Annotated in this window: 15 protein-coding genes; 14 read left to right on the forward strand and 1 reads right to left on the reverse strand. The window is 59.0% G+C overall.

Features of this window, described 5'->3' with window-relative positions:
* Positions 1-48: 48 nt before the first annotated feature.
* On the reverse strand, positions 49-2,631 hold the full coding sequence (gene mutS / locus M9827_RS02305) for a DNA mismatch repair protein MutS (protein ID WP_250603127.1): 2,583 nt from the start codon (positions 2,629-2,631) through the stop codon (positions 49-51).
* 211 nt (positions 2,632-2,842) lie between these two features.
* Between mutS and M9827_RS02310 the strand changes: the two genes are divergently transcribed.
* The 14 genes from M9827_RS02310 to M9827_RS02375 all read left to right on the forward strand — a co-directional run bounded on the left by M9827_RS02310 (position 2,843) and on the right by M9827_RS02375 (position 14,026).
* Entirely contained in the window at positions 2,843-3,577 is a 735-nt protein-coding gene (locus tag M9827_RS02310; protein WP_123374600.1) for an XRE family transcriptional regulator, read from the forward strand.
* A gap of 512 nt (positions 3,578-4,089) precedes the next feature.
* Positions 4,090-4,491 carry a tail fiber assembly protein gene (locus M9827_RS02315; protein ID WP_250603129.1) on the forward strand — a complete coding sequence of 134 codons (402 nt, stop codon included), beginning with the start codon at positions 4,090-4,092 and terminating at the stop codon, positions 4,489-4,491.
* Positions 4,492-4,590: 99 nt separating this feature from the next.
* Positions 4,591-5,166 (forward strand): DUF642 domain-containing protein, encoded by a 576-nt coding sequence (locus M9827_RS02320; protein ID WP_007908819.1) that lies wholly within the window; start codon positions 4,591-4,593, stop codon positions 5,164-5,166.
* A 108-nt stretch (positions 5,167-5,274) separates the two neighbouring features.
* The gene (locus M9827_RS02325; RefSeq protein WP_250603131.1) at positions 5,275-5,613 is read left to right on the forward strand and encodes a phage holin family protein; all 339 of its coding nucleotides are present in this window, start codon (positions 5,275-5,277) and stop codon (positions 5,611-5,613) included.
* 70 nt (positions 5,614-5,683) lie between these two features.
* The gene (locus M9827_RS02330) at positions 5,684-6,205 is read left to right on the forward strand and encodes a hypothetical protein (protein ID WP_250603133.1); all 522 of its coding nucleotides are present in this window, start codon (positions 5,684-5,686) and stop codon (positions 6,203-6,205) included.
* Between the two features lie 3 nt (positions 6,206-6,208).
* Positions 6,209-6,817: a phage baseplate assembly protein V gene (locus M9827_RS02335; RefSeq protein ID WP_250603135.1), complete on the forward strand. Its 609-nt coding sequence runs from the start codon at positions 6,209-6,211 to the stop codon at positions 6,815-6,817.
* A 14-nt stretch (positions 6,818-6,831) separates the two neighbouring features.
* Positions 6,832-7,164, forward strand: a complete 333-nt coding sequence (locus tag M9827_RS02340; protein WP_250603137.1) for a phage baseplate protein — start codon at positions 6,832-6,834, stop codon at positions 7,162-7,164.
* Positions 7,161-8,156 carry a baseplate J/gp47 family protein gene (locus tag M9827_RS02345; RefSeq protein ID WP_250603139.1) on the forward strand — a complete coding sequence of 332 codons (996 nt, stop codon included), beginning with the start codon at positions 7,161-7,163 and terminating at the stop codon, positions 8,154-8,156. The genes M9827_RS02340 and M9827_RS02345 overlap by 4 nt, the downstream gene beginning before the upstream one ends.
* A complete protein-coding gene (locus M9827_RS02350; RefSeq protein ID WP_250603141.1) occupies positions 8,153-8,788 on the forward strand; it encodes a phage tail protein I in 636 nt (211 codons plus the stop codon). The genes M9827_RS02345 and M9827_RS02350 overlap by 4 nt, the downstream gene beginning before the upstream one ends.
* Positions 8,789-11,542 carry a phage tail-collar fiber domain-containing protein gene (locus M9827_RS02355; RefSeq protein WP_250603143.1) on the forward strand — a complete coding sequence of 918 codons (2,754 nt, stop codon included), beginning with the start codon at positions 8,789-8,791 and terminating at the stop codon, positions 11,540-11,542.
* A 70-nt stretch (positions 11,543-11,612) separates the two neighbouring features.
* Entirely contained in the window at positions 11,613-12,062 is a 450-nt protein-coding gene (locus M9827_RS02360) for a DUF4376 domain-containing protein (RefSeq protein WP_250603145.1), read from the forward strand.
* Positions 12,063-12,165: 103 nt separating this feature from the next.
* Positions 12,166-12,351 carry a hypothetical protein gene (locus M9827_RS02365; RefSeq protein WP_007964321.1) on the forward strand — a complete coding sequence of 62 codons (186 nt, stop codon included), beginning with the start codon at positions 12,166-12,168 and terminating at the stop codon, positions 12,349-12,351.
* Positions 12,352-12,353: 2 nt separating this feature from the next.
* Positions 12,354-13,520 carry a phage tail sheath protein gene (locus M9827_RS02370; protein WP_034154903.1) on the forward strand — a complete coding sequence of 389 codons (1,167 nt, stop codon included), beginning with the start codon at positions 12,354-12,356 and terminating at the stop codon, positions 13,518-13,520.
* Positions 13,520-14,026, forward strand: a complete 507-nt coding sequence (locus M9827_RS02375) for a phage major tail tube protein (RefSeq protein WP_204895009.1) — start codon at positions 13,520-13,522, stop codon at positions 14,024-14,026. The genes M9827_RS02370 and M9827_RS02375 overlap by 1 nt, the downstream gene beginning before the upstream one ends.
* Positions 14,027-14,163 lie beyond the last annotated feature (137 nt).

The raw sequence follows: 14,163 nt of genomic DNA on the forward strand, positions 1-14,163 counted from the left end.
GATTCTAACAGCTTGAAGCCGTTTGCGTTATATCCGCTTCTTCAGTGCTTATATCCGGTTCTTCAGTGCATAGAGCATTTCGAGAGCACGACGCGGCGTCAGATCATCAAGATCCAGTTTTGCCAGCTCATCGAGCACCGGGTGCGGCAGGCTGGCGAACATGTCGCTTTGCTGCGGCGCGGCCGGTTTGCCTTTGGCGGCAGGCTTGGGTGCTTCATGCGGCAATGCAGTGTCTTCCAGTCGGCTCAGGTGCTCGCGGGCACGCAGGATCACTTCGCTTGGCACTCCGGCCAGTTGCGCCACTGCCAAGCCATAACTCTGGCTGGCCGGTCCCGGCAGCACGTGGTGCAGGAACACGATGCGTTCGTTGTGCTCGGTGGCGTTGAGGTGGACGTTGGCCACCAATGGCTCGGCTTCCGGCAACACGGTCAGTTCGAAGTAGTGCGTCGCGAACAAAGTATAGGCGCGTAAATGAGCCAGGCGCTCGGCGGCTGCCCACGCCAGCGACAGACCATCGAAGGTGCTGGTGCCGCGACCGACTTCGTCCATCAACACCAGGCTGCGCTCGGTAGCGTTATGGAGGATGTTGGCTGTTTCGCTCATCTCGACCATGAAGGTCGAACGGCCACCGGCCAAGTCATCGCTGGAGCCGATCCGCGTGAAGATGCGGTCGACCAGCGACAGTTCGCAACTGGCCGCCGGCACGAAGCTGCCGATGTGCGCGAGCAGCACGATCAATGCGGTTTGGCGCATGTAGGTGGATTTACCGCCCATGTTCGGGCCAGTGATCACCAGCATGCGCGTGTTGTCGTCCAGGCTCAGGTCGTTGGCCACGAACGGTGTGGTGAGTACTTGCTCCACCACCGGGTGACGACCCTGGGTGATGCGCATGCATGGTTCGCTGACGAAACGCGGGCAGTTCAGTTCGAGGTTCAATGCACGCTCGGCGAGGTTGCTCAATACGTCCAGTTCGGCCAGCGCGCCGGCAGTGTCCTGCAACGGTGGCAACTGGCTGATCAGGTCTTCCAGCAGTGCCTCGTACAGCATCTTCTCGCGAGCCAGAGCGCGGCTCTTGGCCGACAGAGCCTTGTCTTCGAACTCTTTCAGTTCCGGCGTGATGAATCGCTCGGCGCCTTTCAGCGTCTGACGCCGGATGTAATCCGCCGGCGCCGATTCGGCCTGCTTGCTCGGCAACTCGATAAAGTAGCCGTGGATGCGGTTGTAACCGACTTTCAGGTTGGCCAGGCCGGTACGCGCTTTCTCGCGCGCTTCGAGATCGATCAGGAATTGACCGGCGTTTTCGCTCAGCGATTGCAGCTCGTCGAGTTCGCTGTCGTAACCGGTTTTCAACACGCCGCCGTCACGGATCACTGCGGGCGGGTTGTCGATGATGGCTTTTTCCAGCAGTGCTGCCAGTTCGGGGTAGGTGCTGGTGGTCGTCGCCAGACTCTGCAGGTGCGGCGCTTCGAGATCGGTCATCGCCACTTGCAATTGCGGCAGAGCGCCAAGGGCATCGCGCAGGCGGGCGAGGTCACGGGGCCGCGCATTGCGCAGGCCGATCCGCGCGAGAATCCGCTCGATGTCGCCGATTTCCTTGAGCTGCGGTTGCAGTTTTTCGAAACGGTAGCCGTCGAGCAGGCACGTGATCGAGGTCTGACGCGCCAGCAGTACGGTCAGATCGCGCAGCGGGCGATTCAGCCACCGGGTCAGCAGGCGACTGCCCATCGCGGTCTGGCAGCGATCGACGACGGATTGCAGGGTGTTGTCGCGACCGCCGGCAAGGTTGGTGTCGAGTTCGAGGTTGCGACGGCTCGCACCGTCCAGCACCACCGTGTCATCCAGTCGTTCGTGACGCAAGCTGCGCAAGTGGGGCAGGGCAGTGCGCTGGGTTTCCTTGGCGTAGGCCAGCAGGCAGCCTGCGGCGCCGATGGCCAGGGTCAGGGTTTCGCACCCGAAGCCTTTCAGGTCCTGGGTCGAGAATTGCTGGCAGAGGCTTTTCAGCGCCGAGTCGCGCTCGAAATCCCATGGCGCACGACGGCGCACGCCACGGCGTTTTTCCGCCGGCAGGTCTTTCGGCCAGTCATCCGGGATCAACAGCTCAACCGGGTTGACCCGCTCCAGTTCCGCCAGCAGGTTTTCCCAGCCCTTGATCTCCAGCACGGTGAAATTGCCGCTGGTGATGTCGAGCACCGCCAGACCGAACAGACGTTCGTCACCCAACACCGCCGCGATCAGGTTGTCGCGACGTTCATCCAGCAACGCCTCGTCACTGACCGTGCCCGGGGTGATGATGCGCACCACCTGACGTTCCACCGGGCCCTTGCTGGTGGCCGGATCGCCGACCTGCTCGCAGATCACCACCGACTCGCCAAGCTTGACCAGTTTCGCCAGATAGCCTTCCGCCGCGTGATACGGAATCCCGCACATCGGAATCGCCTGCCCAGCCGACTGCCCGCGCGCGGTCAGGGTGATGTCGAGCAACTTGGCCGCCTTCTTCGCGTCTTCGTAGAAGATCTCGTAGAAGTCGCCCATGCGGTAGAACATCAGCTGATCCGGGTGCTGATTCTTCAAGCGCCAGTATTGCTGCATCATCGGGGTGTGGGAGGACAGGTCGGAGACGGCTTTATTCATCGGATTGTCAGGCAACTCGTTAAAAGATGTAGGGCAAAAGCAGGGGCATCAGCCGGGCTTTTCCGCGATGGGCGCAAGGTTACCATGGGCAGTCTGTCGGACGCAGGCATCGCGGCCGGGTGACGGGTTTGTTCATCGAAAAGTGTGTTTATGCACGATTTATGCAAATCAGCATTTGTCTTCGCGAATAACTTCAAGCACTATGCGCGTTATGCAAAAACGCAACGTAGCCTCCGTCTTAAGAGCACTGCTCGACCAGCACGGGATCTCCCCCACGGAGCTCCACCGTCGCACCGGCGTGCCTCAATCCACTCTCTCGCGGATTCTCAGCGGGAAGATCGTCGATCCTTCGGATAAACACATCTCGAAGATCGCCGAGTACTTCGCTGTGAGCACCGATCAATTGCGCGGGCGCGCAGATGTCGCGCCTTCGGCCGGTGCCGTGCGTGATGACGTACATGCGGAACTCAAGGACATAATGCTGTGGGACGACGATACGCCTGTCGATGATGACGAAGTATCGGTGCCGTTCCTTCGCGAGGTTGAATTGGCTGCTGGATCAGGAAGATTCGTCATCGAAGAGAGCGAACGCTCTAGCCTGCGCTTCGGCAAGCGCAGCCTGCGCCATAACGGTGTGCAGTTCGACCAGGCAAAATGCGTGACAGTGCGCGGCAACAGCATGTTGCCGGTGTTGCGTGATGGTGCCACCGTCGGCGTCAATGCGGGCAAGTGCGGCATCGGCGACATCATCGATGGCGACCTGTACGCGATCAATCACAACGGCCAGTTACGCGTAAAGCAGCTTTACCGCTTGCCGACCGGCATTCGTCTGCGCAGCTTCAATCGCGATGAACATCCGGACGAGGACTACAGCTTCCAGGAGATTCAGGAAGAGCAGATCGTCATCCTCGGTCATGTTTTCTGGTGGGGCATGTACGCCCGCTAACCCGAACCTCTTCAGATAAACCCGCCCATCGGCGGGTTTTTTTTCGCCTTGAGGAAACCGCCAAACCCTTGAGTTGCGGGGATTTCATGCGCCCGTGCATTTCTAATGCATAAATAAATGCATTTGCGCATTGACTGTATATGCATACATGCATATTCTTGCCACCAAGCCGCTCGACAAAGCGGCTGGCAACAAGCTCTTTAGTTCCACAAGAACAGGCAGCGATGAACCGGCCTCAACGGTTCAGAGGGTTGGCAACTGACCCGGGTGTGCAGCGTAAAGCACCAGAAGCAGTTATCCGGCGGGCAGGGACCGCGGTCGGAAAAACAATTTGAATGGACTCGTACCGCGCCAGTAGCGCCGAAAAGTCAGCTTCCTTCATGGATACAGGATTTGAAGGAAGGCGAAGGAGCGCATTACTGAAAAGCCCGGCGTGCAAGCGCCGGGCTTTTTGGAATGCCTGCCTGATCAAACACGACATGCATTGAAAAAACACACATTGAGGAATGCACATGAGTCTGTATGCACTGGTCGAATACAACAGAGTGGTCCAACTGAAAGAGAGCGAAATCGCTCCTGAAGCACCGGCTTCGCCAGCCTCCGTCTGGGTTGATGTCACCGGCTCGGATGTTCGAGTGGGGTGGGGAGCTACATTCAACGGAATCTGGACCTTTTCTCCACCGACCGAGGAAGACCTGCGAAATGAAGCCGAACAGCAGAAATGGCAACTGCTGAATGCGGCCGCCAACTGGCTGTTGATGAACTCGTTGCAGTTCAAGGTTGACCTGGCCATGGCCACGGCAGAAGAGCAGGCCCGGCTGCTGGCTCACAAACAGTACTGCATCGCTCTCAGCGACATCGATAAACAGTCGGGTTATCCGGCAAACATCATGTGGCCGGTCGCTCCTTACTGACGCATCAAGTCTGCTGTGAAAGCAGACCCATCGTGCCTGGTTCCTTGAGCCAGAAGACCACAACCAATTCCGAAATTTATCAGGGATGAAAAACAAACCATGTTGAACAATAAAATCGCTGCGCTTTTCACGACTTTTGTACTGCTCGGCACAGGTACCCACGCACTGGCTGCCAATCTGTTGGTGAACGGCAGTTTCGAGCAATCAACCTGCGGGGCAGGCTGCATTCTGGACACTCCCGCAAAAGCCAACGCCATCACAGGCTGGACGACATTTCTGTCTGGTGCCGAATATTTCAATATGCCCAATGCGATTGGCGGCTCCGTTGCAGCAGATGGCGTGATGATCGTTGACTTGGCCAACTACGTGTACGGCAACGGCGGTGGAATACAGCAAAACTTTGCAACGACTGTCGGCGCCAAATACCGAGTGACCTTCAGTGCGGGCAATTCGCGGTTTGCCAGCCGCTCGGGCGACGGCGTCATCCAGATGAAAGTGGCAGGACAAACCGCGACCTTCAACACGCCGACCGCCAAAGGCGTTGCAGTTGAATGGGCCACCCTGACCTACGATTTCACCGCAACCACGCCGCAGACAACGCTGGCGTTTTCCAACGAGCAGAACCCGTACGCCAACTTTGCCTTTATTGATGACGTCATTGTCGAGCGTTTGTAACGCCTGTAGACGGGGAGCGCTGGTTTTACTCAAACGTGAGAGATGACCTCAATGCATCGGGTCTGCTCACAATTTCTTGTTTCCTCAACGCTACCCCGGAGGCGTGACATGACAAATGAGCAACAAGCCCTGGCCGACATGCCGATCTGGCTGGTCATCCTCCTTGCCGTAGTGGGCGGGGTGTCCGGCGAAATGTGGCGCGCCGACAAGGAGGGCGCTCGCGGCTGGTCATTGCTGCGGCGCCTGGCCCTGCGCTCGGGCGCCTGCATGATCTGCGGCGTGTCGGCGATCATGCTGCTGTATGCCGCCGGCATGTCGATCTGGGCCGCCGGCGCCTTCGGTTGCCTGACCGCAATGGCCGGCGCCGACGTCGCTATCGGTCTGTATGAACGCTGGGCGGCCAAGCGCATCGGCGTCTGCGAAATCCCCCCTCGCGACCACCCTTAACCTTAGTACTTCTCCGTGCCGCCATTTTGGCGGCAGGGCTGCGCGTGGACGATTGAAAAGGAGGTCATGTATGCCCACACCGATCCAGCAGCCGTCGCAGCTGTTCACCGCCCTCGCGACGACGCTGCGCAACACTGCCGGGCTCAACCTCAACGTCGGTAATCACGATGATTTCACTGCGCCGGGGGACCATGCCTGGGCGTTGATCAGCTTCGACCGCAATGGACCGGGAGTGCGCGCCGCTGATGGGCGAATTGCTCATGTCATGACGGTGTCCCTGCAAGTCATCCCGGCCCTTGCCGCCAGCGCATTTGCAGCGTGCGATCTGATCGCGGTGCTGAAAAACCTGATCACCGATAACCGCTGGAACCTGCCTGGCGATCAATGCGATCTGCCGATGAATATCGATGGCTTGCCGTCATTGCTCATCCGTGGCGATCAGCAATACAAGGCCTGGACCCTGACGTTCAACCAGACCCTCTACCTCGGCCCGACCTTGCTCGACGATCCGCTGGGCACGCCGAAATTCGCTCGCACCTGGGAAGTCAGCAACATCGACGACCCCGACCAGTACACCGCGCTGGAGGCCTGACCAATGTTCGACGCATTACTGCGCATGCAACTCGGCCCGATCATCGAACGCCTGGCCGAGATGGAAGCGGAAATCGACGACCTGCACCGTCGCGCCGAAAGCTTTTGTCGCATCGGCATTTGCCAGACCGTCGATGCCGCGAGCAACACCTGTCAGGTCAGCCACGGTGGCTTGCTCACGCCAGCCATCAAGTTTTTCAACCCGAGTGCCGGCGCACAAAGCGAGTCGCGGATTCCGACGGTAGGCGAGCAGTGTTTGCTGTTCAACTACGGCAGCGGCGAAAGCGGCGCACAGAGCGTGGCGTTGTTTGGTTTGAACAGTGACCGTTTTCCGCCAGCCTCTACGATCCCGACGCTGACCCGTCGAGTGCATCAGGATGGCAGCGAAAGCGGGTACGACGACGCCACACACACCTTGCATTGGCAAAACGGTCCGGCAACGTTCAACGGTTCTCGTGAATCGCTGGAATTGAGCATCGGCCCGGCGCAACTGGTGCTGACGCCACAGCTGATCACTCTGCAACTGGGGGCAGTCGGCTTGAGCATTGACGCTTCCGGCGTGCACTTCAGTGGCCCATTGGTCGATCACCAGGGCCGTGTCATCAGCCCCTGATTCAAGAGCTTCCCATGATCGGAATCGATAGAGACAGCGGGGCCACGGTCGACGACTGGCTGCAGTTTGTGCAGCGCGCGACCAGGGCCCTGACCACGCCGCTGGGCACCCGGCAAAAAAGGCCCCTTTATGGCTCGCTGATCCCGTCGCTGCTGGGGCAGAACCTCGGCGATGACGTCCTGCTTCTGGCCCAGAGCCACGCGGCGCAGGCGTTCTACAACGCACAGAACGGGATCAGCGATTTTCAGCCGAGCGTGATCGTCGCCAGCCGTCAGGGCGCAGGTCTGCTGCTGCGCTTTGCCGGCACCTGGAAAAACCGTCAACAAACCTTCGAGGTCGTGACATGAGCATGTTGATCCCCGGCCAGAACCAATTGGCCGAACCCGCGCTGATCACCGTTGAAGCCTTTGAAGACTTGCTCGCCGAGTTCAAGACTTTCGTCATCGAATACGTCGGTGCGCGCTCGCCGGACAGTGCCGCAAAACTCAAGACCAGCCTGGAAAACGAGAGTGAACTGCTGACCCTGGCACTTGAGGCTTTCTGTGTGCGGCTGCAAACCCATGAGCGCAAGTACAACGCTCGCATCAAACAGATGCTGGCGTGGTGGGCGACCGGCAGCAACCTGGATGCGCGACTGGCGGACATGGGGCTGGAGCGGCAGTTGCTCGATCCGGGCGACCCGGCGGCATTCCCGCCGGTGCCGGCGATTTATGAAAGCGACGACGATGCTCGCTTGCGTTATTACCTGGCGCCCCATGCGCCGGCAGCCGGTTCGCGGATGCAGTATCGCCGCGAAGTTTTCACCCTCGGTGAGCGTCCGACGGTGCAGGTCGAATCCACCGAGTCGGGTGTGGTGAACGTCACGTACACCTTCAACCCGGACGGTTTCGCCGCGCAGGTCAAGGATGGCAACGCTCGGCGCACCGCGCCGGGCGAAGTGCAGGTCACTGTGCTGTCCCGCGAAGGCGATGGCACGCCGTCCGCAGCATTGCTTGAGGGCGTGCGTCAGCACTTCGCGCGGCCTGATGTGCGACCGGAAACCGACCTTGTCACGGTCAAGGCTGCCGACATCCAGCGCTACAAAATTCGTGTCGTCGCCAAGATCAATTCCGGCCCCGATTCGGGCCTGACCAAAGTCGCCGCGCAACAGCAATTGCAGGCTTATGCCGACAGCTGTCATCGCCTCGAAGGTCGAGTCGATCCGAGCTGGATCGACTACACACTGCACAGCGCCGGTGCCGTGCAACTGCAGATTCTCGAACCGCTGGCGCCGATCGTGACCAGCGCGTTTCAGGCGCCGTACTGTACGGCGGTCGAAGTCGAGGTGCTGACGCTATGAGTGAAAAAACTCAGCGCCCGACGCTGCTGCCGGCGAACAGTTCAGCACTCGAACGAGGGCTGGATCTGGGCTTCGGCGCACTGCTTGATCGCATCGCGCCGCCGTTCCCCGAACTGATGAACCCGAGCGAAACGCCGGTCGCGTTTCTGCCGTATCTGGCAGCGGATCGCGGTGTTGCTGAATGGAGCACCGCCGCCCCGGAAGCGGAAAAACGCCTGACCGTTGAACTGGCCTGGCCCACCGCGCGCCAGGCCGGCACTCGCAAGGCGCTGGAAAACGCTGCCAAGGGTTTGCAACTGCGCCCGGAAATCCGCGCCTGGTACGAACAGACTCCGCCCGGCACGCCGTACAGCTTTTCCGTACGAGCCTTCAGCGACCAACCCTACAGCGAAGAAATCGACGCCCGTCTCGACCGACGTCTGGCGGATGCCAAGAGCGAGCGCGATGTGCTGACGGTCTCCGTTGGCTTGAGCGCTTTCGGCAATCACGTCATCGGCGCCGCGACGTTCTGCGGCGAACTGACCACGGTTTATCCGGTGTTCATCGAAGGCCTTGAAACCTCGGGAGAGGCGTTCATGGCCGCCGGCATGTACACCGTCGAAACATCCACTATTTATCCTCAGGGGGCCTGAATGGCTGACTATTACACCCTGCTCACCAACGCAGGGATTGCCTACGAAACGGCGTGTAAAGCCGCGGGCACGCCGATCAAGTTGACGCAGATATCCGTCGGCGACGGCGGCGGCACGGTCTACAACCCGGCCGCGACCGCCACCGCGCTGAAGCGCGAAGTCTGGCGCGGGCCGCTCAATGCGCTGTTCCAGGACGAGAAGAATCCGAGCTGGCTGCTCGCCGAAGTGACCATTCCGCCGGATGTTGGCGGTTGGTATGTGCGGGAAGCGGGGCTTTGGACTGACACCGGCGTTCTCTATGCCATCGTCAAATATCCGGAGTCGTTCAAGCCGGTTTTGGCGACGTCGGGGTCGGGTAAAGAGTTCTACATTCGGTCGATTTTCGAGACCAGCAATGCGTCCTTGGTGACGTTGTTGATTGATGACACCGTGGTTAAAGCCACCCGTGCCTGGGTCATGAGTTATCTGGCCGAAGAACTCGGCAAGCTGGATGGCAAGCAGTCGGTGCGTGTTGCTGCATCCAGCAACATCGTATTGAGTGGTGCGCAGCAAATTGACGGTGTCGCAGTGATTGCTGGCGACCGCGTGCTTGTTGCGAACCAGACCCTGGCCAAGGACAACGGCCTGTGGGTTGTCGCGAACGGCGACTGGGTGCGGGCAACCGATGCCAATACCAGCGCCAAGGTCACGCCGGGCCTGACGGTCATGGTCGAGGAAGGCACGGCGAACGGTGATTCGCTGTGGCATTTGACCACCAATGCGCCGATCACCCTCGGCACGACTGCGCTGACGTTCAAGATGCTCGCGGGGCGAACCGGGATTGCGGCCGGGACTTACAAGAGTCTGACGGTTGATGAGTATGGCCGGGCGACTGCCGGTGCCAACCCTGAAACATTGGCCGGGTTTGGCATCAAGGATTCGTACACCAAAGCTGAAGTTGAGGCGCTGATTGCCAAGGCCTCAGCGTTGCCGGTGGGTTCGATTGTGGCGTTCCCGGTCAATTCGCCACCGCCGGGTTTTCTGGAGCTGGATAACAGTGTTCAGAGCAGTGCACTTTACCCAGACCTTAGCGCTTATCTGGGTGGCAAGTTCAACAAGGGGAATGAGGGGGTCGGTAATTTCCGCTTGCCGGAAACTCGCGGGGAATTTTTGCGCGGTTGGGATCATGGACGTGGCAGCGATGTCGGGCGCGCAGTAGGCAGCTGGCAATCTGACGAAGTAAAAGCGCACGCTCATACAACCGTTTACGAATTAGTCACAGACTTGTTTGCGGCAGGAACGGTTACTCGCAACTTCGTTCAGGATTATGGAACGTCGAATAATGTGCAAACAAATGCGGCTGGTGGGGCTGAAACCCGCCCGCGTAACGTCGCCGTCATGTGGTGCATCAAAGCCTGGAACGCCCCGGTCAATCAGGGAAACATCGATGTAGCAGCACTGGTCAAGGAAGTATCGCGGCTCGGATCTGCCGTGCCAGTCGGTGCGGTAATGGCTTTCCCGACGGGTATCGTTCCACCGGGTTTTCTGGAGCTGGATGGCAGTGTGCAGAGCATTGCGACTTATCCGGATCTGGCCGCCTATCTCGGCACTGTCTATAACAAAGGCAATGAAGGCGCAGGTAACTTCCGATTGCCGGAGTCGCGCGGTGAATTCCTGCGCGGTTGGGATCATGGGCGTGGCGTGGATGCGAACAGAAGCCTGGGTAGTTGGCAAAAAGGCAGTTTGCAATCTTTTGACCCTTCAAACGTCAATCCAGCAGTTTCTGGCCTCTGGCATAACACCGCATCGGATGCGGATATAGCCAAGTTACATGGGCTGGACCCGCACACGGCTTCTGACTATACCGTTAGTAACGCTGTTTTCAGCGCGGGCTCGACGCCGGTAAGCGTGGGTGCTTTAGGTGTTTCCCGCCCGCGCAACCTGGCGGTGATGTGGTGTATCAAAGCCTGGAATGCACCAATCAATCAGGGAAGCATCGACATCGCCTCTCTGGCTGCTGACGTCAAACTGGTTCGTCTAAATGGTGCGGAAGTAGGCGCCATGCGTAATCTGAGAATATCGCTGCCTGTCGCGGCCTCTGTTGCAACGGTTACTGCTGATCAACTGATTGTCGAGCAGCCGGGTGTCGCGCAGTACAAATTGTCGAATCTCAATCTATCGCTCGATCTGACAACCGTCGGTGCAGGTGGCATGGACACCGGTATCGCTCCAGCAAGCGGTAGTGTCGGCATTTACGTCATCTACAACCCCGAGTTAAGGGTTGCGAAGTTGCTGGGCATCAATGCGACATCTAGTTCCGTTCCCGACGTTTATGCCGGCACCAGCATGCCCGCCGGTTATAGCGCAAGTGCGCTCGTCAGTGTGTGGCAAACAGATGCCAATCGATTGATGAACACCGGCATTCAGCATCAGCGTTCAATTTCCATTGCTCAGACGATAGTGCTGGAAAACGGTTTATCGATGTTGCCGACACCGATCTCGCTGGCCTCTGTTGTTCCGAGGAATGCGAAAACTGTCGGTGGTTATGTTCATTACATCGGAAGCGCTGATTTCCCAGGTGGTGGCTCTCTGGGGCTTTCGTCGGATGTTACCGAAGTGGGGCTGAAAGCATGCGGCATCGGTGGAATCGTCGGACTGGGTGTTCTCAGCCCATTCTCTGATCTGGTCATGACGACTCCGCAGACTATCTTTTATCGACTCTATTCGTCGGTTTCCCGTGCAAACGATGTCCACATCTCCCAATACACTTTTTAAGGGGTCATCTATGTTTAGAGCCTACTCAAATGTGGGGACGACCTTTCGGTGTGTCGCCCCAGACTGGCCATTGGCTGACGGTGAAGTACTGTTTGACCATGAACCCACCCTTCAAGAGCTGGAAGATGCCTTCGGTTTAGCGAACGGCGAGATGTTCGTCAAGCATCAATTGGACCTAATTGCTGAAGAGCGATTTCGCCGAGAAGGTTTGGGCATCGTGGTTGCGGGAGTCGGTATAGACTCATCCCGTGACAGTCAATCACTGATCGCTGGAATGGCGGTTTCCGCGATGCTCGATCCTGAATATCGCTGCAGCTACAAGTCTGTCGCGGGGTTTGTCGATTTGACCGCCCCGCAAATCCTGCAAATTGCACAAGCTTTGCGGTCTCATGTTCAGGCCTGCTTTGATCGGGAAAAAGCGTTGTCCGAGTGTGCTCGAGCAGGAAAGTACGGCAGCGAAATGCTGACCGAGGGCTGGCCAGACTCCATGATTGAAACGCCAGTCACAAACCTTCAGTAGAACGCCCCTGAATTTCGGGGCGTTTTCTTATCCCCCAAACGCATTCAACACCCGCCAAAGCCCCTCCCCACGAGGGGCTTTCCCGTTTATGGAGAAACGAAAAATGGCAACCCGCCAAACCTACACCGTGCTCGTTCCATTCCCCACCGGCGGTGGGCACTGGTCGAGCGTCGGTCAAGACCTTGATCTTCTCGACGTCGAAGCCAGTGCCCTGCACAGCGCCGGTCGACTGGAACTGAAAACCCCCTCCACCCAGGCCAAAAAGGCCGCTGCCAAGAAGGCTGACTAACCATGGCTGAGGTTTTGAACTTCGAGCACAACGGCATTACCGTCAATGCCACTGAATCCCCCGAGGCCATGGGTGGCCTGGGTGACAACGTTATCGGTCTGGTTGGCACTGCGCCGAAAGCCGATCCGCTGATTCCGCGTAACGCACCGTTCCGCATCAACAGCTTCACCACCCACGCGCTGCTCGATCCGACCGGTTCGGAAGAGGGCACGCTGTACCACGCGGTTTACCAGATCCTCAAAGTGGTCAAGGTACCGGTCTACGTGGTGATCGTCGAGGCGGGCGCGACCCCGGCCGACACCGTTAACAACGTGATCGGCGGCGTCGATCCACTGACTGGCCGCAAGCTCGGTCTGGCCGCGCTGGGCAGTGTTCCTGAAGACCTGACCATCATCGGCGCGCCGGGCTTCACCGGCACCAAAGCGGTGGCCAGCGAGTTCGCCTCGTTCGGCAAGCGCATCAAGGCCCGTGTGGTGCTGGACGGCAAGGACGCCTCGGTTGCCGATCAAGTGCTGTACAGCCAGGAATTGGGCGGCGCCGATCTCGGTTTCGACCGCTGCCTGGTGGTGCACAACATGCCTGCGGTGTACTCGAAAGCGGCGAAGAAAAACGTCTTCCTGTCGCCTTCCAGCCTGGCGATTGCCGCACTGGCGAAGGTCAAACAGTGGGAAAGCCCGGGCAATCAGGTGACCTACGCTGAGGACGTGTCCCGCGTAGTTGAATACAACATCCTCGACACCTCCACCGAAGGCGATCTGCTTAACCGCTACGGCGTCAGCTACTACGCCCGCACCGTGCTCGGCGGCTTCTCGCTGCTGGGTAACCGCTCGATCACCGGCAAGTTCATCAGCTACGTCGGTCTGGAAGATGCGATCAGCCGCAAGCTGGTCAAGGCCGGCCAGAAAGCCATGGCCAAGAACCTCACCAAGTCGTTCATGGATCAAGAGGTCAAGCGCATCAACGACTGGCTGCAAACCCTGGTCGCCGACGAAACCATTCCTGGCGGCAGCGTCTATCTGCACCCGGAGCTGAACAGCGTCGAGAAGTACAAGAACGGCACCTGGTACGTGGTCATCGACTACGGCCGCTACGCGCCGAACGAACACATGGTTTATCAACTCAACGCCCGCGATGAAATCATCGAGCAGTTCCTGGAGGACGTTCTCTAATGTTTACCAACCGCGTAAGACAGGCCATCGCGGCCACCCTGCAAGGCCTGCCATTGTCGGCGACCGTTGAGGAATTCACACCGCCGAAGATCGAATTCGACGTGGAAGAAATGCGTGGCGGCCGCTTCATCGTCGAAGAAATGGCCAAGGGCGGCAAAGCGCTCAACGCCAAGCTGACCCTGCAAGGCCTCGGCGCCGAAGTCATGCTCGCACTGGGTGTGAAGCTGGGCGACGACATCCTGCTGAACGTTCGTGAAGCCGGTCAGGATCAGGATGGCAACACCTGGTTCACCTATCACACCGTGGGCGGCAAGCTGAAATCCCTCGAAGAAACCGCCGTGAAAATGGGTGAAAAACCCAAGACCAATCTGGAGCTGTCCTGCCGCACCTACAACCGCCTGGAGAACGGCATCCCGGTGATCGACATCGACGTGCGCACCCAGAAGTTCGTGCTCAACGGCGTCGACATCCTCGGTGATGCCCGGCGTGCGGTGCTGATGCCGTAACCCTTCCCAGCACCACAAAAACCTGTGGGAGCGAGCCTGCTCGCGAAGCCTTTGGCACATGCAACATCAATGTGACTGAACCGCCGCTTTCGCGAGCAGGCTCGCTCCCACAGTGGGCCAGTGTGACTGGCAGAAAT

The sequence above is a fragment of the Pseudomonas sp. AKS31 genome, from assembly GCF_023634765.1.
Classification (GTDB): domain Bacteria; phylum Pseudomonadota; class Gammaproteobacteria; order Pseudomonadales; family Pseudomonadaceae; genus Aquipseudomonas.

Coding starts and splice junctions, on each gene's coding strand:
- M9827_RS02315 (WP_250603129.1), top strand. CDS start 4,090: ATGAGTCTGTATGCACTGGTCGAATACAACAGAGTGGTCCAACTGAAA.
- M9827_RS02320 (WP_007908819.1), top strand. CDS start 4,591: ATGTTGAACAATAAAATCGCTGCGCTTTTCACGACTTTTGTACTGCTC.
- M9827_RS02355 (WP_250603143.1), top strand. CDS start 8,789: ATGGCTGACTATTACACCCTGCTCACCAACGCAGGGATTGCCTACGAA.
- M9827_RS02310 (WP_123374600.1), top strand. CDS start 2,843: ATGCAAAAACGCAACGTAGCCTCCGTCTTAAGAGCACTGCTCGACCAG.
- M9827_RS02325 (WP_250603131.1), top strand. CDS start 5,275: ATGACAAATGAGCAACAAGCCCTGGCCGACATGCCGATCTGGCTGGTC.
- M9827_RS02370 (WP_034154903.1), top strand. CDS start 12,354: ATGGCTGAGGTTTTGAACTTCGAGCACAACGGCATTACCGTCAATGCC.
- M9827_RS02375 (WP_204895009.1), top strand. CDS start 13,520: ATGTTTACCAACCGCGTAAGACAGGCCATCGCGGCCACCCTGCAAGGC.
- M9827_RS02350 (WP_250603141.1), top strand. CDS start 8,153: ATGAGTGAAAAAACTCAGCGCCCGACGCTGCTGCCGGCGAACAGTTCA.
- M9827_RS02330 (WP_250603133.1), top strand. CDS start 5,684: ATGCCCACACCGATCCAGCAGCCGTCGCAGCTGTTCACCGCCCTCGCG.
- M9827_RS02365 (WP_007964321.1), top strand. CDS start 12,166: ATGGCAACCCGCCAAACCTACACCGTGCTCGTTCCATTCCCCACCGGC.
- M9827_RS02345 (WP_250603139.1), top strand. CDS start 7,161: ATGAGCATGTTGATCCCCGGCCAGAACCAATTGGCCGAACCCGCGCTG.
- M9827_RS02340 (WP_250603137.1), top strand. CDS start 6,832: ATGATCGGAATCGATAGAGACAGCGGGGCCACGGTCGACGACTGGCTG.
- mutS (WP_250603127.1), bottom strand. CDS start 2,631: ATGAATAAAGCCGTCTCCGACCTGTCCTCCCACACCCCGATGATGCAG.
- M9827_RS02335 (WP_250603135.1), top strand. CDS start 6,209: ATGTTCGACGCATTACTGCGCATGCAACTCGGCCCGATCATCGAACGC.